At 59.6% G+C, this 20,305-nt stretch carries 17 protein-coding genes and 1 pseudogene; 12 read left to right on the top strand and 6 right to left on the bottom strand.

From position 1 onward, the window contains the following. Positions 1-442 precede the first annotated feature (442 nt). From C1713_RS10730 to nadE, 5 genes are all read right to left on the bottom strand, one after another. A complete protein-coding gene (locus C1713_RS10730) occupies positions 443-1,543 on the bottom strand; it encodes a metal ABC transporter permease (protein ID WP_102493898.1) in 1,101 nt (366 codons plus the stop codon). After that, positions 1,536-2,411 carry a metal ABC transporter permease gene (locus C1713_RS10725; protein WP_102493897.1) on the bottom strand — a complete coding sequence of 292 codons (876 nt, stop codon included), beginning with the start codon at positions 2,409-2,411 and terminating at the stop codon, positions 1,536-1,538. Before C1713_RS10725 ends, C1713_RS10730 begins: the two co-directional genes overlap by 8 nt. A 3-nt stretch (positions 2,412-2,414) precedes the next feature. Then, on the bottom strand, positions 2,415-3,137 hold the full coding sequence (locus C1713_RS10720) for a metal ABC transporter ATP-binding protein (protein WP_102493896.1): 723 nt from the start codon (positions 3,135-3,137) through the stop codon (positions 2,415-2,417). 247 nt (positions 3,138-3,384) lie between these two features. Further along, the gene (locus tag C1713_RS10715) at positions 3,385-4,335 is read right to left on the bottom strand and encodes a metal ABC transporter solute-binding protein, Zn/Mn family (RefSeq protein WP_102493895.1); all 951 of its coding nucleotides are present in this window, start codon (positions 4,333-4,335) and stop codon (positions 3,385-3,387) included. Positions 4,336-4,472: 137 nt separating this feature from the next. Then, positions 4,473-6,140, bottom strand: coding sequence for an NAD(+) synthase (nadE, locus tag C1713_RS10710; RefSeq protein ID WP_102493894.1), 1,668 nt, complete (start codon positions 6,138-6,140; stop codon positions 4,473-4,475). Positions 6,141-6,205: 65 nt separating this feature from the next. On the opposite strand from nadE, the gene ybaK reads away from it, so the two are divergent. Both ybaK and thrC read left to right on the top strand, forming a co-directional pair. After that, positions 6,206-6,691, top strand: a complete 486-nt coding sequence (gene ybaK / locus C1713_RS10705) for a Cys-tRNA(Pro) deacylase (protein WP_039981064.1) — start codon at positions 6,206-6,208, stop codon at positions 6,689-6,691. 234 nt (positions 6,692-6,925) lie between these two features. Next, positions 6,926-8,419 carry a threonine synthase gene (gene thrC / locus C1713_RS10695; RefSeq protein ID WP_170950817.1) on the top strand — a complete coding sequence of 498 codons (1,494 nt, stop codon included), beginning with the start codon at positions 6,926-6,928 and terminating at the stop codon, positions 8,417-8,419. Here the strand turns inward: thrC and C1713_RS12510 are convergent. After that, positions 8,419-8,550 (bottom strand): annotated as a pseudogene (locus tag C1713_RS12510) (secretion protein HlyD); the annotation flags it as partial. The gene thrC and the pseudogene C1713_RS12510 overlap by 1 nt on opposite strands. Before the next feature lie 162 nt (positions 8,551-8,712). Between C1713_RS12510 and pckA the strand changes: the two are divergent. From pckA to mraY, 10 genes are all read left to right on the top strand, one after another. Continuing rightward, positions 8,713-10,332 carry a phosphoenolpyruvate carboxykinase (ATP) gene (gene pckA / locus C1713_RS10685; RefSeq protein ID WP_102493892.1) on the top strand — a complete coding sequence of 540 codons (1,620 nt, stop codon included), beginning with the start codon at positions 8,713-8,715 and terminating at the stop codon, positions 10,330-10,332. Positions 10,333-10,349: 17 nt separating this feature from the next. Next, the gene (gene recG / locus C1713_RS10680; protein WP_009442990.1) at positions 10,350-12,470 is read left to right on the top strand and encodes an ATP-dependent DNA helicase RecG; all 2,121 of its coding nucleotides are present in this window, start codon (positions 10,350-10,352) and stop codon (positions 12,468-12,470) included. Between the two features lie 70 nt (positions 12,471-12,540). Beyond that, positions 12,541-13,329 carry a 4-hydroxy-tetrahydrodipicolinate reductase gene (gene dapB / locus C1713_RS10675; protein ID WP_050342958.1) on the top strand — a complete coding sequence of 263 codons (789 nt, stop codon included), beginning with the start codon at positions 12,541-12,543 and terminating at the stop codon, positions 13,327-13,329. 10 nt (positions 13,330-13,339) lie between these two features. Continuing rightward, complete coding sequence (locus C1713_RS10670) at positions 13,340-14,371, top strand: aspartate-semialdehyde dehydrogenase (RefSeq protein WP_102493891.1); 1,032 nt, start codon at positions 13,340-13,342, stop codon at positions 14,369-14,371. Positions 14,372-14,625: 254 nt separating this feature from the next. Then, the gene (gene mraZ / locus C1713_RS10665) at positions 14,626-15,069 is read left to right on the top strand and encodes a division/cell wall cluster transcriptional repressor MraZ (RefSeq protein WP_009442987.1); all 444 of its coding nucleotides are present in this window, start codon (positions 14,626-14,628) and stop codon (positions 15,067-15,069) included. Further along, positions 15,066-16,007, top strand: coding sequence for a 16S rRNA (cytosine(1402)-N(4))-methyltransferase RsmH (rsmH, locus tag C1713_RS10660; protein ID WP_009442986.1), 942 nt, complete (start codon positions 15,066-15,068; stop codon positions 16,005-16,007). The genes mraZ and rsmH overlap by 4 nt, the downstream gene beginning before the upstream one ends. 12 nt (positions 16,008-16,019) lie before the next feature. Beyond that, positions 16,020-16,388: a cell division protein FtsL gene (locus tag C1713_RS10655; protein WP_009442985.1), complete on the top strand. Its 369-nt coding sequence runs from the start codon at positions 16,020-16,022 to the stop codon at positions 16,386-16,388. A 6-nt stretch (positions 16,389-16,394) separates the two neighbouring features. Continuing rightward, positions 16,395-17,885 carry a UDP-N-acetylmuramoyl-L-alanyl-D-glutamate--2,6-diaminopimelate ligase gene (locus tag C1713_RS10650; RefSeq protein WP_102493890.1) on the top strand — a complete coding sequence of 497 codons (1,491 nt, stop codon included), beginning with the start codon at positions 16,395-16,397 and terminating at the stop codon, positions 17,883-17,885. Beyond that, on the top strand, positions 17,882-19,288 hold the full coding sequence (locus tag C1713_RS10645) for a UDP-N-acetylmuramoyl-tripeptide--D-alanyl-D-alanine ligase (RefSeq protein WP_102493889.1): 1,407 nt from the start codon (positions 17,882-17,884) through the stop codon (positions 19,286-19,288). Before C1713_RS10650 ends, C1713_RS10645 begins: the two co-directional genes overlap by 4 nt. Beyond that, the gene (gene mraY, locus C1713_RS10640) at positions 19,288-20,274 is read left to right on the top strand and encodes a phospho-N-acetylmuramoyl-pentapeptide-transferase (protein ID WP_009442982.1); all 987 of its coding nucleotides are present in this window, start codon (positions 19,288-19,290) and stop codon (positions 20,272-20,274) included. Before C1713_RS10645 ends, mraY begins: the two co-directional genes overlap by 1 nt. Positions 20,275-20,305 lie beyond the last annotated feature (31 nt).

Here is a 20,305-nt window from a genome sequence, read left to right as displayed (position 1 = left end):
ACGAAAAACATTCCTCCCTCGTTTTAGGGAGTACAGATAAAACAGTCCTTCAGATTGGTGTAAATGTTTCGGCCGACAGGGAGGAAAACCGAATGCGGAATGATGCTCTGCACTAGATTTCCGCCGAAGTGCGGGCAAAGAGATGTACTAAGATGCCGGTGCTGAGTGGATATCCGTGTCTCCTTTCATCCGTTGGACTAGAAAGCGCAGGAAAGTGACTTCCTGCGCTTTTTGCGTATGGATGGTCTTCGGCGGTTCGTCATATCGGCGGCATTGTCTTAGGGAATCACTGATAAAATGAAGCCCGTCAGATTGGCGTAGATTTTTCGTCCGAACAAGGTGGAAAACCGGACGCAGAGTGGTGCTCTGTGGAGGATTTTCCGCCGAAGTACGGGCAAAAAAGATGCGTCAAGATGATGGTGCTGAATTTATCAGTGATTCCTTAGATGAAATATCGTTCGCAGAGCGCCTTGTACGCCGCCGCCCCCGCATCGGTCAGCAGATAGTAGCTGCCCGCGCGATGGAGGAGGTGCTGATCGATCAGCTCGCGGCTGACGCGGCGCACCTTCGACGCATCCCATTTCAGATGGTCGCCGATCTCGTTCGCGTGGTTTTCTGCACTCTCAACGCGTTCTGCCGTGTGTCTGCCGATGTGGAGCAGGAAGAGGTCGCGCTGCATCTGCTGCATACTTCTTTTGCGGCGGATGTAAGTCGTGACTGCCCCTTTCGGCCCCATGAGCAGGGCAAGCAGGTAGACAAGCATATTTATGACCGCGCAGAGTCCTGCAATCGAGGCGTTCATATGCACGGCAAGTGCGTAGCCGAGCGCGGAGTTGGCCATGCTGACGAGGAGGGCGAGGAGGAGCGTGTGCGACAGGTGCTTTGTAAAGAGCAGTGCCGTCGCACCGGGGGCGATGAAAAACGAGATGACGAGGATCGCACCGACCGCGTCGAATGCCGCAACGGTCGTGAGCGAGGTGAGCGACATAAAGGTGTAGAAGAGGATGCCCGTCGGCACGCCGATGAGCCGTGCGTATTCGCCGTCAAACGCGGAGACCTTGAGCTCCTTGTAGAATACGGTGATAAACGCTGCAATCAGGAGGGCGAGCCCGCCCATCTTGAGCGCGGCAGCGGGAATCTCCACGCCGCCGATCCCGACCGTGTTCAGCCCCGCATAGATAACTTCGCCCATGAGCACCATATCGGTATCGAGGTGGGCATTCCCCGCATATTTGCTGATGAGAATGACGGCGAGCGCAAAAAGCAGGGGAAAGATGACACCGATCGCATCGTCGTATTTGACAAGGCGCGTCTTGCCGAGCAGTTCGACAAGCGACACCGTGACGACACCCATGAGTGCCGCACCGAAGAGCAGCCACGGCGAACCGAGATCATGCGTTACGAAGAAGGCGAGCACGATGCCGAGCAGGACGGTGTGACTGATTGCGTCCGCCATCATGGAGAGACGGCGCAGGATGAGGAATACGCCGAGCGGTGCGCACGCTGCCGCCGTAAGCAGGAGTACGAGCAGTGCGTCATCCATGTGTGCGCCTCCGTTTCAACACTCTGCCGAGGATGCCCTTTGTCCCGAAAACAATGGAAAAAAAGGCAATCAGCGAGGCGACGAGGATGATGGACGGCCCCGTCGACATGCCCTGTTCGAGTGTGCTGATGTATGTTCCGATGAGCGCGGAGACCGCACCGATGAGGCTGCTCAGGAAGAGCACGCGTGCAAAGTTGTTCGACCACTGATTTGCGGCAACGCAGGGGATAATGAGGAAGGAGCTGATGAGGATTGCGCCGACCGCCTTGATCCCGATGCCGATGACGGCAATCGTCATGACGAGCAGGAGGAGGTTCAGCAGACGGCAGGGCAGTCCGACGACCTCGGCATACTCCGCATCAAAGACGAAGAGTTTCAGCTCCTTGTAAAAGAGCAGCAGGAGCGTGAGCACGAGGGCGGAGATGGCGGCGATCAGCAGGACATCCGCCTCAAGCATGTACGCCGCCTGTCCGAAGATGTACGTTCCGAGTCCCGCCTGTGACGCGCCTGCGTAGTCGGGATTTCCTTGGATAAAACTCTTGAGTGCCATGCCAAGGCCGAAGAAGCCCGAGAGGAAGATTGCGAGATTTGCATCAAGCCCCAGACGCTTGTCCCTGTGTGCGAGCTGGATGAGCGCGTAGCTTGCCGCCCCTGCCGCGATTGCTCCTGCGAGGAGGATGACGGGGCTGCGTGTCGCGAATGCCATGTAGGCAAGGATGATGCCGGGGAAGGTCGAGTGCCCAATCGCATCGCCGATGAGGCTCTGCCCCTTGTAGACGCTGAATGCGCCGACGGGGGCGGCGGCGACGGCGAGGAGAACGCTGCCGAGCGCAACGATCTGAAAGGTGTAGTTCGTCAGAATGTCCATCGCTCACTCCTTCACGCGGTAGGCGCGCGCGAGTGCCGCCTCCTTATCGATGTCTGCGAGATAGCCCGATGCCTTTACCGTGCGGTTCAGCACGACAAGATAGTCGAAATAGGCATCGAGCGTGCTGAGATCGTGATGGACGGCGATGACCGTGCGCTTTTCTTTCTGTAAATCCATAAACTTGTCCATGATGATGCGTTCCGTCGTCTCATCAACGCCCGCAAGCGGCTCATCCATGATGTAGAGCTGTGCGTCCTGCGCGAGTGCGCGCGCGATAAAGACCCGCTGCTTCTGCCCCCCCGAGAGCTCCGAGATCTGACGGTCGGCGAAGTCTGCCATCTTCATCTTGTCGAGTGCCTCCATCGCAAGCGCGCGATCCTCCTTGCCGGGGCGGTGAACGAGCCCCAGATGGGCATAGCGTCCCATGAGCACAACATCGAAGACCGTCGTTGGGAAGTCCCAGTGCACCGAGCCGCGCTGCGGCACATAGGCGATCTGTTTGTGCACGGCAGAGAGCGGCTTTCCCCAGAGCAGCACCGCACCCGAGACGGGCTTAAGGAGCCCGAGGATCCCCTTCAGCAGGGTGGATTTGCCCGCGCCGTTCGGCCCTGCGATCGCACAGCGCACGCACTCCGGCACGTCGAGGTCGATGTCCCAGAGCACGGGGGTATCGCGGTATGCCATTGTGAGATCTTCGATATGTATGACGCTGTTCGTTCCTTCCATTCTGCGCCTCTTCTGTATGGTTTCTTTATCCGTACGAACTCCACGCAAACGCCTCGTTACGCAAGCGGTCGTGTGCTCGTCCGCCTAAATACCTGCGGACTTCTTAAACGCGCTGCGCTTGAACGAAAGAAATCCGCAGGGGGCGGGTCGCACACTCGCTTCCGCTTGCTCCACTAGGGTTTGCTTAGGAGTGTCGTATGGTTACGTTTCCGTTTGTTCATAACATCTGACAGCGAACATTTTTCTGCTACTTCAAATGTGAAACAATCAGATCGATGTTGCTGCGGTACATCGTGATATAGGTATCGCCCTTCTGGCCCTCGGGTGCAAGAGAATCCGAGAAGAGCTCATTGCCCTCACCGCCAACGATCTCCACGTCGAAGCCCTTCGTCCTGCAGACCTCCTGCAGCTTCTTCATGCGCTCGGGGTTCGTCGTACTCTCGGCGAATACCGCCTTGACCTTGTGCTCGACAATGTAATTTGCCGTCTTCTCGATGTCGGCATTCGCAACCTCGGAGTCCGTGCTGACCCCCTGCGGCGCGATGACATTCACGTGGTAGCGGTGGGAGAAGTAGTTGAACGCATCGTGCGGCGTGACGAGATTGCGCTGCCCCTCGGGAATCTGTGCGATCTTCTGTGTGATCTCGGCATCAAGCGCGTCGAGGTCTGCAAGATACTTCTTCAGATTCTCCTGAATCTCCTTTTCATGCGTGGGGAGCAGGTTGATGAGCTGCGCTGCCGCCTCCTCCGTCGCCTGCTTGTAGAGCGCGACATCAAACCAGAAATGCGGATCGACGATCTTCTTGCCGTCCTCCTCCATGTAGTTGATGTTCGCGTCCGCAAAGTTCTTCGTGACCGCGACGCCTTTCTTCTCAAGCACCTCTGCCATCTTGCCCTCGAAGTGCAGGCCGTGGTAGAGGAGGAGATCCGCCTTCTTGATCTTCTCAAGGTCGGCGGGCTGCGCGACGTAGAGGTGCGGATCCTCACCTGCGGGGATAATCAGCTCGATGTTCACATAGTCGCCCGCGAGCTGCTTTGTCATATCCTGTAAAAATGAGGTTGTGACCGTCACGGTTTTCTTCGTGTCGGCTGCCTTGTCGCCGCCTGTGCCTCCTCCGCCGCAGCCGACGGCGACCAGTGCCATCATGGCGAGTGCGAGGGTGAGCAGGAATCGTGGGAATAATTTTTTTGCGTGCATATTTGCACCATCCTTTCATTTGTATTGAGAATAGCACAAAAATTGAATCTTGTAAATGAGAAAATTTCTCAATTCAAAATTGTTTTATGAAAAAACGCCCCGTGAAAATTCACAGGGGCGATAAGATCCGTTTTGTTTTATTTCTGGAGCAGTTTCTCTTTGAGTGCGCGGTAGCGAATCGTCTCGTACGCGCCAATCTGGGACTCGGGATGGTCACTGCCGTAGGCACGCCCGCTGACGGACAGCAGCGGCGGTGACTGGATGCGCTTTGCGACTGCCATGCCCGTATAGAGCCTCCACCAGCGTTCGAGGTCGGCGATGAAGTCCTCTGCCGTGGGGAAGTAGGTCTTGACGAGTCCCTTTTCGCAGCCAATATAGGCCTCGAGGTCGTCGTCCGCATAGTGTGTGAGGATGTCCTCGGGATTCCGATCCGCCTCGACGAAGGCACGGAAGAGGTAGTCGTGATACGGATAGTGGATGGGGTCGCCCTTGCCCTCGTCCACGTTTTGCGCGTCGGAGAGCTCCGCACTCGGCACGATGTCGATGATGCCCTGTGGGATGGTCTCGCGTCCGTAGACGTGTTCGTTCAGGTAGCGTGCGAGGTCATAGACCTGATATTTCCAGAGATCGGCGAGCGCACAGAGGAAGCCCGCGAGGTCACCGTAGAGGGTCGCATAGCCGACGGTGGTCTCCGCCTTGTTCCCGTTGCAGGTAAAGCCGGCGCCCCATGCGGCGGCGATCGTCCCGAGGACACGACCGCTGCGGTTGCGTGCCTGCATATTCTCACGGACGAAGGAGGAGATCGTCAGATGTTCACCGGGAGCCGCAGCTGCCCCCTCGATGGGGATCTCGCTGAGCTGTTTTGCCGTGTATGAGATGCTCTCCTCGATGGGGACGATCATGTGGCGACAGCCAAGATTCTTTGCGAGCTGGGCGGCAAGCCCTTTCGTCGTCGCGGAGTTGAACTTGCTCGGCATGTTGACAAGCAGGACGTTCTCCGCGCCGATGGCATCGACGTAGAGTGCGGCGGAAACAGCGGAGTCGATGCCGCCTGAGATACCAATGACGACGCGCTTCATGTAGATGCGCGCGAGGAATTTCCGTACGGCGTAGCGGAGCGTGCGGTAGATGGGCGCAATGGCAGGCTCTGCGGGTCTGTCGGCAGGGGCGGGGAGTACTGCCGTGTCGACGATGGTCATGCCGTCCTTGTAGGCGGGCGTGATGAGGGCACGCGCACCGTCCGCGCGGAATGCCTGTGCACTGCCCGCAAAGGTGTAGACGGTCTTGCCCTTGTCCTGAAGGCCGAGCGTGTTGACGTAGAGGAGCACAGCACGCTGTTCCTGTGCCGTCTTGGCGAGGGTGCGTGCCTCAAAGCAGAGCGGGAAGGGACTGGCGTCGGCGGCGAGGATCACATGCTCTCCCGGCAGATCATAGAGGAGCGGGGAGAAACGCGTGCCCGCACCGTGGAGCGGACGGCGTGCAACCTCGCGCAGGACGCCGTCGCGTGCGTGCAGGAGGGTGCGCGAGAGCCCGCAGCAGCCCTCTCCGCCAGCAGCGACATTGCCGAAAATGACGGTGATGCCGTCCGCTGCAGCGGCGATCTCCTCGGCGTAGGCCGTGCAGTCACGCACGAAGGACGGCTGCTTCCATACACTGCCGAGAAAGAGGCCTGAGAGGCTGAGCGCAGGGAAGAGGGCGAGCTCAGCGTGTGCGTCCTTCGCCTCACGGATGCGTTCCGCCATGGCCACGGCGTTGAGATCCGGGCGGCCGGGGATAATCTCCATTGAGATCAGTGCAATTTTCATTGGATTCTTCCTTTCAAATTGATTTTTCTTCCCCCACAATGGTATAATCAGACACGGTGAGTGAAATGGCAAAAAAGAAAGTGCAAAAGACGAATGCGGCACGGATTCTGGACAGGCTCGGCATCGACTATGACCTGCTGACCTATCCCGTCGATGAGAACGATCTCTCGGCGAATCACGTCGCGGAGGTGACAGGCATCCCGCCCGAGCGCATCTATAAGACGCTCGTGGTGCGCGGTGACCGCATGGGCGTGTTCATGGCGGTCATCCCGGGCGCGGGGGAGCTTGACCTGAAGGCTGCCGCCGCCGCAAGCGGCAACAAGCGCGCGGAGATGGTGCATCTGAAGGAAGTCTTTGACCTCACGGGCTACGTGCGCGGCGGATGTTCTCCGCTCGGCGCGAAGAAAAGCTATCCCGTCTACTGCGATGACAGCATGATGCAGCAGGAGCGCATTTGTGTGAGCGCGGGGCGGCGTGGCGAGCAGCTCTCGCTCCTGCCCGCCGATCTCATTCGTGCGGCCGAGGCACAGACGGCACATCTCGCACGCTAAGGAATCACTGATAAAATGAGGTCTGCCAGATTGGCGTAGATTTTTTCGTCCGAACGAGGTGGAAAACCGGACGCAGAGTGGTGCTCTGTGGAGGATTTTCCGCCGAAGTGCGGGCAAAAAAGATGCGTCAAGATGGTTGTACCGAATTTATCAGTGCTTCCCTAAGCACGACAACATCGCCCAAAACACGAATCATAGTATAGCACAGATGCAGGGCAATGCCCAAATGAAAGGATGTATACAATGGATTACTTCAGCACGCGCGGAGGCGCGGAGCGTGTTTCCTCTGCTGCGGCGATTCTCAAGGGGCTTGCCTCGGACGGCGGGCTGTTTGTGCCTGCGTCATTCCCGCAGATGCCGCTTTCCGCCATCGAGGAACTGGCGAGCCTCTCATACGAGGAGCGTGCCGTACACATCCTGCGCCTTTTTTTGACAGACTATACGGAGAAGGAAATCGAGGGCTGCGTGCGCCGCGCCTATGGGCAGACATTTGACGATGTGCGCCGTGCCCCTGTGACGTCGGTCGGAGATCTCGAGGTGCTCGAACTCTGGCATGGCCCGACGAGCGCCTTCAAGGACATGGCACTCCAGCTTCTCCCGCAGCTGATGAGCACGGCGCGCGTGAAACAGGGAGAGAAGGACACGATTCTCATCCTTGTCGCCACCTCGGGCGATACGGGCAAGGCGGCACTCGAAGGTTTTGCTGATGCCGAGGAAATCCGCATCATGGTGTTCTACCCCGACGGCGGCGTCAGCCCCATCCAGCGACTTCAGATGGTGACGCAGGCGGGAGACAATGTCCGCGTCATGGCCGTGCGCGGCAACTTTGACGATGCCCAGCGCGGCGTGAAGGAGATCTTCGGCGATGCGGCGATGGCAGCGGAGCTCGCCGCCGCCCATACCAAGCTCTCCTCAGCGAATTCTATCAACTGGGGGCGGCTCGTGCCGCAGATCGTCTACTACTTTAGCGCCTACGCCGATCTCCTCGCGGCGCAGAAGATTCAGGCAGGCGATGCTGTGAACTTCACCGTGCCGACGGGGAACTTCGGCAACATCCTCGCAGGTTACTATGCAAAGCGCATGGGACTGCCCGTGGGCAAACTCGTCTGTGCATCAAACGAGAACAATGTGCTCACGGATTTCCTGCGTCGCGGCATCTATGATCGCCGCCGCCCCTTCCATCAGACGATGTCGCCGTCTATGGACATCCTCATATCGAGCAATCTCGAGCGCCTGCTCTATCATCTGACAGAGGACACGGCGCAGGTCGCCGCGTGGATGAGGTCGCTCGCGGAGGAGAGCGTGTACGACGCGAGCATGATTCTTCCTGCGCTTCACGAGAATTTCTGGGCGGGATTTGCAGACGATGGAGAGACGACAGAGGAGATACGTCAGATCTACGAGCATACGCGGTATACACTTGACCCGCACACAGCGGTTGCCTATCGTACGGCAGAGAGCTATCGCCGTGAGACGGGCGATCTGCGCCCGATGATCGTGCTCTCCACCGCAAGCCCATATAAATTCGGCACGAGTGTCCTGCATGCGATCGGTGCGGATGTAGAGACACGGGATGACTTCGCTCAGATGGAGTGCCTGCATGAGCACAGCGGTATGCCGATTCCGCCGCGCCTTGCCGCACTGCGTACGGCACCTGTCCGTCATGAGGAGGTCTGCGAAAAGGACGGGATGCGCGACACCGTGCTGGACTTTGCACGTAGAGTTTGAGGAAGCACTGATAAACTCAGCACCGCCGTCTTAGTATATCTTTTTCGCCCTGTCTGTGCCCTAGAATCCTCCACATAGCTTTGGCTATGCGTCCGGTTTGTCTTCTTGACAGGACAAAAAATCTGCACCAATCCAAGGGACTGTTTTATCAGCGATTCCTTGAATCGCGGAATTTTTTCACAATAAAAGAGGGTTTTTCGTATTTATGTAGAATTGTGACAGAGTGTGAGATGAGAGAAAAAATCACTCATCCCGCATCCATGACGCCAATCTTTTGGAAGGAAGAGGTAACTATGGCAACAATTGATCTGACACAATATGGTATCACGGGGACGACGGAGATTGTCCACAATCCAGACTACGATCAGCTGTTCCGCGAGGAACTGCGCCCTGATCTCGAGGGCTATGAGCGCGGACAGGTCACGAATATGAAGGATGCCGTCAACGTCATGACGGGCATCTATACGGGACGTTCGCCGAAGGACAAATACATCGTGGATGACGAGACATCGCACGATACAGTGTGGTGGACATCCGACGCCTACAAGAACGACAACCATCGCGCCTCACAGAAAGCGTGGAACTCTGTTCGTGAAATTGCCATCCGCGAACTCTGCAACAAGCGCCTTTTCGTTGTTGATGCGTTCTGTGGTGCCAACGAAAATACCCGCATGGCCGTCCGCTTCATCGTCGAAGTGCCTTGGCAGGCGCATTTCGTGACGAATATGTTCATTCGTCCGACGGCAGAGGAGCTCGAGAAATTCAAGCCCGATTTCGTGGTCTACAATGCGGCAAAGGCGCGCGTCATGCACTTCGGCGATCTTGGCCTGAACTCCGAGACGGCGGTCATGTTCAACCTCACGAGCCGTGAGCAGATCATCGTCAATACGTGGTATGGCGGCGAGATGAAAAAGGGTATGTTCTCGATGATGAACTACTATCTCCCGCTGAAGGGCATCGCCTCCATGCACTGCTCGGCAAATACGGATATGAATGGCGAGAATACGACGCTGTTCTTCGGCCTCTCCGGTACAGGCAAGACGACGCTCTCGACGGATCCCGAGTGCCTGCTGATTGGCGATGATGAGCATGGCTGGGATGATGAGGGAATCTTCAACTATGAGGGCGGCTGCTATGCAAAGGTCATCAACCTTGATCCCAAGGCAGAGCCGGACATCTACAACGCCATCCGCCGCAACGCTCTTCTTGAGAATGTGACGGTTGATCTCGCTGGACATGTGGACTTTGCGGATAAGACCGTGACCGAGAATACGCGCGTCTCCTATCCGATTGATCACATCGAGCACATCGTGCTGGGCAAGGTCGCGAAGAAGTCAGCGGGTCCTCATGCAAAGCACGTCATCTTCCTCTCTGCCGACGCATTCGGCGTGCTGCCGCCCGTCTCGATCCTGACGCCGGAGCAGACGAAGTACTACTTCCTCTCGGGCTTCACGTCGAAACTCGCGGGCACGGAGCGCGGCATCACCGAGCCGACCCCGACGTTCTCCGCGTGCTTTGGACAGGCGTTCCTCGAACTCCATCCGGCAAAGTATGCGCATGAGCTCGTCCGCAAGATGCAGGAGCACGGCTCGTGTGCTTACCTCGTCAATACGGGGTGGAACGGTACGGGCAAGCGCATCTCCATTCAGGATACGCGCGGCATCATCCACGCAATCCAGAACGGTGCGATTGACAGTGCGCCGACGAAGAAGCTCCCGTACTTCGACTTCGAGATCCCGACGGAGCTGCCGGGCGTCGATCCGAAGATTCTCGACCCGCGCGACACCTATGCAAGCCGCGTGGAGTGGGATGAGAAGGCAAAGGATCTGGCCGCACGCTTCATCAAGAACTTTGACAAGTATGCAGGCAACGAGGACGCAGATGCGCTTGTCGCCGCAGGCCCTCAGCTCTGATGATTTCTTAGATATAAATGGAGGCTGCCGCAGAAATGCGGCAGCCTTTTTTGAAAGAATGGAGGAAGCGCGTGAATCTGACGGACAGTGTGAATGCCGTGCGCGGCGTCGGCGTCAAGAAGGCGGCTCTCTTGGCGCGGCTCGGCGTACGGACGGTGTACGACCTCCTGACGTTCTATCCGCGTGCCTATGAGGATCAGAGCCGCATCACGCGCATCATGGATCTCGCGGCAGGGACGCGCGCGACCGTGCACGGCGTGATTCAGCAGGTGGTGGAGCGGCAGACGCGGCGACGCGGCTTTACCGTCCTTACGGCCCTCGTTGGTGATGGGACAGGGTATGCGCAGGCGGTCTGGTTCAATCAGCGCTTTTTGAAAGGTAAGCTGCGCGCAGGACAGCGCATTCTCCTCACGGGGAAGGTGGATTATGCCTATGGCGGAGGCGGGCAGATGGCATTCTCGCCCGTCACATCCTTTGCTTTGCTCGGATCGCAGGAGGACGCCACGGCGCATCTCGGTATTCTGCCGGTCTATGCGGCGACGGAGGGTCTGACCCAGAAACAGCTGCGGCAGATGACGGCGGATGTGCTCGCACATGCGGGCGAGGCGCTGATGGAGACTCTGCCGGAGCAGATTCGGGCGGAGTATCATCTGATTGGGCGCGCAGCGGCATTTCGTCAGATTCACTTTCCAAAGGATACGGAGGAGCTCGCAGCGGCACGGCGGCGGCTCGCCTTTGAGGAGCTCTACCTCATCCAGTGCGGGCTGCTCGCGCTCAAAAAACAGACGGCGGAGCACGAGGAGGGGATTGCCCACCGGGCGAACGGTGCGCTCATTGCGCGTGTACGCGATGCGCTTCCCTTTGCCCTGACCGAGGATCAGGAGAAGGTCTGGGCGGAGATCTCGCGCGATATGGAGGCTCCGCTGCCCATGCGCCGCCTCGTACAGGGGGACGTTGGCTCGGGCAAGACGGCGATTGCGCTCCTTGCCCTCGTCAAGACAGTGGAGAGCGGCTGTCAGGGCGCGCTGATGGCACCGACGGAGATTCTTGCGCGCCAGCACTATGACGGCCTGCGGGAGCTTCTGACGCCGCTCGGCATCCGCGTGGGCTTCCTCTCGGGGCGGCTCACAAAGAAGGAGCATACGGAGGTGCTGTCCGCTCTCGCCGCACATGAGATCGACATCATCATCGGAACGCACGCGCTGATTCAGGAGGGCGTGGCGTTTGACAGCCTCGGACTCGTGGTGACGGATGAGCAGCATCGTTTCGGCGTGGCACAGCGCTCCGCGCTCGAAAAAAAGAGCGGCGTCGTGCCCGATGTCCTCGTCATGACGGCGACGCCAATCCCGCGGACGATGACGCTGACGGTCTACGGCGATCTGGATGTCTCGCGCATCGAGCATCTGCCGCCGGGACGACAGCCCATCCGTACATTCCTGCGCGATGAGACGGCGCGGGCGAAGATCTACGCCTTCGTCCGCCGCGAGATCGAGCGTGGGCGGCAGGCGTATGTCGTCTGTCCCCTCATCGAGGCAAACGAGGAGAGCGATCTGCCGTCGGCAGAGGAGGTTTACGCGGAACTCTCACGCGGCTCTTTTTGCGGCATCCGCTGCGGGCTTGTCCATGGACGCCTGAAGGCAGCAGATAAGGAGGCGGTGATGCGCGGCTTCTACGCAGGGGAGATCAAGCTGCTCGTGGCGACGACCGTGATCGAGGTGGGCGTTAATGTGCCGAACGCGACGGTTCTCGTGGTCGAGCACGCGGAGCGGTTCGGGCTGGCACAGCTGCATCAGCTGCGTGGCCGTGTGGGGCGCGGCAGTGATGCGTCCTACTGCATCCTCATTGCGGGGCGGCAGGTAGCAGGGGCGGAGCGGCTGCGCGTGATTGAGGAGACGAGCGACGGCTTTCGTCTGGCGGAGGAGGATCTGCGGCTGCGTGGCCCGGGGCAGTTCTTCGGGGCGATGCAGCATGGGCTGGGCGATTTGAAGATCGCCGACGTGCTCGCTGACATGGATTTGCTTCTCCTCGCGCGGCGTGCCGCACTGGCAACCGTCGATGATCCTGCGGCACTCGATTTTGTCCGTCCGGCACTCCTGCAGCAGTATCGCGAGCAGTTTGAGCACATACGGGAGGTATGAGTGTATTCCTTGACAGCGGTGGATTCTCTGCGATAGAATAGGACAGATGATAACATAGGAGGGGATTGCCTTGACAAATGTTTTGGTCAATGGTGCCTGCGGACGCATGGGACGCGCAGTGCTGAAAGCCGTGATCGAGGATCCAGAGCTGACGCTTGTCGGTGCGGTGGACATCAATGCGTGCGGCGACAGCGGCGAACTCGCAGGGCTGACGAAGAACGGCGTGCTCGTGGAGACCGACCTCGCGGCAGCACTCGACCGCTTGCATCCGGACGTGATGATCGACTTCACACGCCCCGATGTCGTCTATCAGAATGTGCTGCTGGCACTCACGCATAAAGTGTCACCCGTGGTTGGGACGACGGGCATCTCGGAGGAGCAGCAGCGGGAGATCAAGGCGGCGGCAGAGAAGAATGATACGCCGGCGTTTATCGCACCGAACTTTGCCATCGGCGCGGTGCTGATGATGCTGATGAGCCGCATGGCGGCGAAATACATGCCCGAGGTGGAGATCATCGAACTGCACCACGACAACAAGCTCGATGCACCCTCAGGCACAGCCGTGCGGACGGCGGAGATGATCGCCGAGATGCGCGAGGCGCATGAGCAGGGGCATCCCTGCGAGAAGGAGACGCTCGACGGTGCGCGCGGCGCGGACTTTGAGGGCATGCACATCCACAGCGTACGCCTGCCAGGCTATGTCGCACATCAGGAGGTCATCTTCGGCGGGCTCGGGCAGACCCTCACGATCCGCCACGACTCGATCAACCGTGAGTCGTTCATGCCGGGCGTCGTGCTCGCCGCGAAGAAGGTGCGCTCACTCACGTCGCTCACGGTCGGATTGGATAAGCTGCTGTAAGGGGAAGAATATGAAGAAATATCGTGTCGCAATACTCGGCGCAACGGGCGCGGTCGGACAGGAATTCCTGACACTCATCGAGGAGCGAAAGTTCCCGTTCTCGGAGCTGCGGCTGCTCGCGTCCAGCCGCTCCGCAGGGAAGAAAATCGCGTTTATGGGCAAGGAGTACACGGTGCAGGAGACGACGCCGGACTCCTTTGAGGGAATTGACATCGCGCTCTTTGCGGGCGGTGCGGCAAGCAAGGAGTTTGCTCCCCACGCCGTCAAGGCAGGGGCGATCGTCATCGACAACTCGAGTGCCTTCCGCATGGACCCGGAGGTGCCGCTCGTCGTTCCCGAGGTCAACCCCGAGGCCATCAAGGCGCATAAGGGCATCATCGCGAACCCGAACTGCTCGACCATCATCATGGTCATGGGGCTGAAGCCGCTCTACGATATCGCGAAGATCCGCCGCATCGTCGTGTCGACCTATCAGGCGGTCTCCGGTGCGGGCAAGGAGGGCATGGCGGAGCTCGAGGAGCAGGTGGCAGCCCTCGCCTCCGGCAAAGAGCCCGTGGCAAAGGTTCTGCCCGTCGGCAAACTGCCGAAGCATTATCAGATCGCGTTCAACCTCATCCCGCAGATCGACGTCTTCAAGGACAACTTCTACACCAAAGAGGAAATGAAGATGATCGACGAGACAAAGAAGATCATGAGCGACGACCGTATGCGCATCACGGCGACGACGGTGCGCGTACCCGTCTACCGCAGCCACGCCGAGTCCGTCAACGTCGAGTTTGAGGACAAGGTGACGCTTGAGGCGGCGCGTGCGGCGATTGCGGCGTTTCCGGGCATCATCCTGCGCGACAACCCCGCAGAGCAGGAGTATCCGATGCCGCTCTTCACCTCGAACAAGTATGATGTGGAGATCGGCCGTCTGCGTTGCGATGAGTCGCAGGAGAATACGCTGAACTTCTGGATCTGCGGCGACCAGATCCGCAAGGGCGCGGCACTCAATGCACTCCAGATCGCAGAATACATGATCGCACACGATCTCGTTTGAACGACAGCATAAAAAGGACTTGCTTCCAGTAGGAGGTAAGTCCTTTTTTATGTTTGTCTCATCTCCGAGAAATGGAAAGAAAGTCTTGTATATTAGGGCTTACAGAAGATTTCATCCATTGTATACCAAGAAAACCGAATGTGTGTTTTCTTGAAAAAAATGCCTATTTTTGCTATAACTGTAGATAAAAGTGGTGGATTGTGGTGAATTGTGTCATATAGTGGCGATAGAATCCTGAAAGGTGGTGCGGCCGGATGTTCATGGGGGAGTATACCCACAGCATTGATGCCAAGGGCCGCGTCATCCTGCCTGCCGATTTTCGACAGGAACTCGGAGTCTCGTTCATCATCACCAAGGGCCTTGACGGCAGCCTGTTTCTCTTTCCTCAGGCAGCGTGGGATGAGTTCACGGCGAAGCTGCGGACGCTCTCGATTGCCGATCCGAATGCCCGCGCTTTTGTGCGCTTTTTTATCGCGGGGGCGCGGACGCTCGAATGTGATAAACAGGGGCGATTCCTCGTGCCTGCCAATCTGCGTGACTATGCGGACATCGGGCTGAAGCAGGATGTGATCCTCACGGGCGCGGATACGCGCATCGAGGTCTGGGCGAAGGAGAAATGGGCACGCTATGCAGGTGAGGTCGATCCGAACATCACGGAGATCTCGACGCAGCTGGCGGGCTACGGGATTACGATATGACAGAATTTCACCATGTGAGCGTCCTGCCGGAGGAGGTAGTGGCCGCGCTGAACGTCGTCCCCGGCGGCATCTATGTGGATGCAACGCTCGGCGGCGCGGGGCATGCACAGCGTATTGCCGCGCAGCTGTCGGAGCAGGGCCGCCTGATCGGCATCGATCAGGACGAGACGGCGATTGCCGCCGCGCGTGAGCGGCTGGCGGATGTCCGCTGTCAGGTCTCCCTCGTGCGGGATAACTTTCGCCATCTCACCGCGATCCTCGCGGCAGAGGGCGTTTCCTCCGTGGACGGCGCGCTCTTTGACCTCGGCGTGTCGTCGCCGCAGATCGATACGCCGGAGCGCGGCTTCTCCTATATGCAGGACGCACCGCTCGATATGCGCATGGATCAGAGAGCGCGGCGCAGTGCGTACGATGTGGTCAATACCTATACGGCGGAGCGGCTCACGGAGATTTTCTACACCTATGGAGAGGAACGCTGGGCAAAGCGCATTGCTTCCTTTATTGAAAAGGAGCGCCAGACGCATCCCATCACGACGACAGGAGACCTCGTTGCCGTGATTGACCGCGCTGTACCGAAGGAGGTGCGCGCGCGCGGCGGACATCCCGCCAAGCGAGTGTTTCAGGCACTCCGCATTGAGGTCAACGATGAACTCGGGATTTTGGAGGGGGCGCTGACAGCTGCCGTAGATGCCCTGAGGATAGGGGGACGGCTCGCGGTCATCACCTTTCACTCCCTCGAGGATCGCATCGTAAAGAATACACTGCGGCGGCTGGCACAGGGCTGCATCTGTCCGCCGCATACGCCGATCTGTGTCTGCGGGCATACGCCCGAGGTGCGGCTCATCGGTAAGGCGCGTGCGGCGAGTGCCGCCGAGTGCCGTGTGAATACGCGCGCGCGCAGTGCAAAGCTGCGTGTGGCAGAAAAGATCAAGCGATAGGAGGGAGCGCACATGTTGGCGCAGAAAGAAGAGTATCTCAGTCATGAGCCCGCGTCGGCTCCGACGGAGATGATGGAGCCCCCGAAGGAACCGCTGATTCGTCATGAACTGAATACGAATCTGCGGAACTGCCTGCGCGCCATTTTCTTCCTCATCGCATTCGGCGCCATGGTGGTGACGCTGCTCGGCGGCATCGGTGCACAGAGCGGCTACACCCTCCTCGAGACGCGCCAGAAAGCAGACCAACTGGAGCAGGAGAACGAGCGGCTCAAGATCGAGATCGCTCAGCTGAAATCGCCGTCGCGCATCGAGTCGATTGCTGTCGACCGGCTCGGAATGCGCGTGCCGCGCAATACGTATTTTTCGCATGAAGGGGAATGAGGTTCTATGACGAAGCGTTTGGAGGAACTCGCCGCACTCCTGCCGGGAGCGCGCATCGTGGGGGATGCGCAGACGGAGATTACGTCCATTGAGCGTGATTCGCGCAGGGCGAGGGAGGGCACACTCTTTGCCTGCATCGTCGGCGCGCACGTCGACGCACACAGCTTCATACCAGATGTGGCGCGGGCAGGAGCCCGCGCTGTTTTGACAGAGCGGGCCTCGGTGGATGTTCCCGCAGGGGTCGCCGTCCTCTACGTGCCGAATTTGGAGAAGGCGTTGGACACGATCGTCCCGTTCTTCTATGATTACCCGGCGCGTGCCATGCGTGTCGTCGGCATCACGGGGACGAACGGTAAGACGACGACGAGCTATCTCGTGCGCGCCATCCTGCGCCATGCGGGGCATCGTGTCGGGCTGATCGGGACGATCCAGGCGATGATCGAGGACGAGGTACTGCCGACGTCGAATACGACGCCTGACATCATCGTGCTTCAGCAGATGCTTGCCGAAATGCGCACGCGCGGCATGGATACGGTCGTCATGGAGGTATCCTCTCATGCGCTTGCACTCGGGCGCGTGGCAGGAATTGAGTTCGATACGGCGGTCTTTACGAATCTGACGCAAGATCATCTTGACTTCCATAAAACCATGGAGAACTATGCGCGCGCCAAGGCGCATCTCTTTGAGCTCGTGTCCGCCCCCGGTGCGAAGGAGGGCAAGACGGCAGTGTTGAACGCTGACGATGCGGCATCCGAGACGATGCGCGCCTATACGCGCTGCCCGATCATCACCTATGGCGTTGACCATCCGGCCGATCTGACGGCACAGGATGTGCAGCTCGCGTGCGACGGCATGGAGCTGACGCTGATGCATGGCGGGAAACGCCTCTTTCACCTGCATACGGGTATCACGGGGCTGTTCAACGTGCACAATGTGCTCGCTGCCGTCGGTGCGAGCCTCGCCGAGCAAGTGGCAGCGACGGATATTGCCGCCGCACTCACGGCGTTTACGGGTGTGCCGGGACGGTTTGAGCTCGTGCGCGAGGGGCAGGATTTCGCTGTGATCGTGGACTATGCGCATACACCGGACGGGATGGAGAACGTCCTGCGCACGGCACGCGCGGTGACGAAGGGGCACATCATCGCCGTCTTTGGCTGCGGCGGCGACCGTGATCGGACGAAACGCCCCATCATGGGACGTATCGGTGCGGAGATGGCGGATATCGCCATTCTGACCTCGGACAATCCGCGCACGGAAGATCCCGCCGCGATTGTGGATGAGGTGGAGCGCGGCGTGCTCCCTGTGATTGGGGATAAACCGTACGAAAAGATCGTGGACCGCCGTACGGCGATCTTCCATGCCATAGGGCGCGCACAGGCGGGGGATACGGTTGTCATCCTCGGCAAGGGACATGAGACCTATCAGATTCTAAAGGACGGAACGATTCACTTCGACGACCGAGAGCAGGCGCGTGAGGCGATAAGGAGCAGGGCATGAGAAACGGACTGACATGGGACGAGATTTGCACGGCGACGGGGGCGTCTGTTCGTCGTGGGGGCGTCGCAGGGGATACGGTTCTGCCCATTACGACGGACACGCGCAAGGTCGTGGCGGGCGATCTCTTTGTCGCGCTGCGCGGGGAGCACTTTGACGGCACGGCGTTTGCGGCAGAGGCACTTGAACGCGGTGCAGCGGCGGTTCTCGTCGATCAGAAGACACCTGCGGCCGCACTGACGGCGCTCGATACGGCGCGCGGCGGCGTCCTCGTGGCAGAGGATACGCTCCGCGCCTATCAGGACATCGCGCACGCATGGCGCGTGAAGTTCGACATCCCCGTCGTTGCGATTACGGGCTCGAACGGCAAGACTACGACGAAGGATCTCACGGCGGCGGTGCTCTCGGGGCGCGGCAAGGTCTGCCGTACGGCGGCAAACTACAATAATGAGGTCGGCCTGCCGCTGACGCTGCTCGGCATCACGCCGGAGGACACGGCGGCGGTCGTTGAGATCGGGATGCGTGGGATGGGGCAGATCGCAGCGCTCGCGCCGATCACCGCACCCTCGATCGGCATTGTAACGAATGTATGCGAGGTGCACATGGAGCTCCTCGGCTCGATCGAGAACATTGCCAAGGCAAAGGCGGAGCTGGTGACGGCGATTCCCGCCGGCGGCACAGTGATCCTCAACGCTGACGACTCACGTGTCGCGGCAATGCGCAGCAGTGCGGCGGATGGGGTGCGCGTTATGACGTATGGCATTTCCGCTGCTGCGGATGTGCGTGCCGAGGCACTGCAGTGCATGGCAGACGGCTCGCGCTTCATGGTGACATGGGACGGCGAGCGTCATGAATACGCCATTCCTCTGCCGGGACGGCATAATGTCAGCAACGCGCTGGCGGCGCTCGCGGCGGGCTTTGTCCTCGGCATGACGCCACAGGAGATGCAGGTGGGACTGACCCACCTCACGGCGGAGAAGATGCGCTATGAGGTGCATCAGGTCGGCGCGTGGACGCTGATCAACGACGCCTACAACGCCAGCCCCTCCTCGATGCGCGCGTCACTTGAGACGACAGCGGCACTCTACCCCGGGCGGCGCATTGCCGTGCTCGGGGATATGCTCGAGCTCGGCGCAGCGGCGGAGAAGGCACATCGTGACGTGGGCAGACGGGCGGCGGAGCTGGGGTTTGCCATGGTCGTGACCTATGGAAAACAGGCGCAGTGGACGCATGAGGCAGCAGAGGCGGCAGGCTGCCCGGCCTGTTATCATGCCGCCTCCCATGCCGATGCGGCGGCCTATCTGCGCAGCCATCTCATGGACGGCGACACCGTCCTCTTTAAGGGCTCGCGCGGGATGCGCATGGAGCAGATCATCGCTGCATTGACGGGGGAGGGAGCGCACTGATGGAAGCCCTCCTCGAATCCCTGAGCCCACAGCTGCGTCTCCTGCTGTCCGCTGTGACGGCACTCGCCATCGTGCTCTTCAGCGGTGTGTATTTTCTGCCGCTCCTGCACCGCCTGAAATACGGGCAGAGCATCCGCGAGGAGGGGCCCGCGAGCCATCAGCAGAAGAGCGGCACGCCGACGATGGGCGGCGTGATGATCGTGCTCGCCGTGACCGCGGCAACGCTGCTCTTCGCACCGCTCACGGTGACGACGCTGCTCGCGCTCTTCATCTTTCTCGGGCATTTCCTGCTCGGCTTTGCGGACGACTACATCAAGGTGGTCAAGAAGCGCAACCTCGGGCTGCGCGCCTATCAGAAGCTGCTCGGACAGCTCGGTATCGCCCTTGTCACCATCCTCATTGGGCGACATCTCCTCGGGCATGATACGAGCGTCTGGGTGCCCGTCCTCGGAACGTCGCTCGATATCGGCGCATGGTACTACGTCCTCGTCGTCTTCGTCCTCGTGGGCACGTCGAACGCAGTCAACCTGACGGATGGTCTCGATGGTCTGGCGGCGGGAACCGTGGCGGTCGCCGCACTCTTTTATGCAATGCTCCTCTATGGGACGGACAGCAGCCTGATGGCGTTTTCCGCCGCAATAATAGGTGCATGCGTCGGCTTTTTATGGTATAATCATCATCCGGCACGCATCTTTATGGGCGACACGGGCTCGCTCGCCCTCGGCGGTGCGCTCGCAGGCATAGCGATTCTCTCGCGGACGGAGGCACTGCTGCCCATCGTGGGCATTATCTTCGTCTGTGAGGCACTCTCCGTCATTCTGCAGGTCGCGTCGTTCAAGACGCGCGGCAAGCGGATTTTCCGCATGAGCCCGATTCATCATCACTTCGAGCTCGGCGGCTGGCGCGAAACACGCGTGGTCTATACGTTCTGGGGCGTTGGTGCCCTCGGCGCATTGCTCGCGTGGGTACTTGTGCTCGTGTCGTAGCGCTCTGCGCTACGCAAACTTTTGAATGATT

It is taken from the genome of Centipeda felix (assembly GCF_900186465.1).
In the GTDB taxonomy this organism is placed as follows: domain Bacteria; phylum Bacillota; class Negativicutes; order Selenomonadales; family Selenomonadaceae; genus Centipeda; species Centipeda felix.
This window is presented reverse-complemented; position numbering and strand designations above follow the sequence as displayed.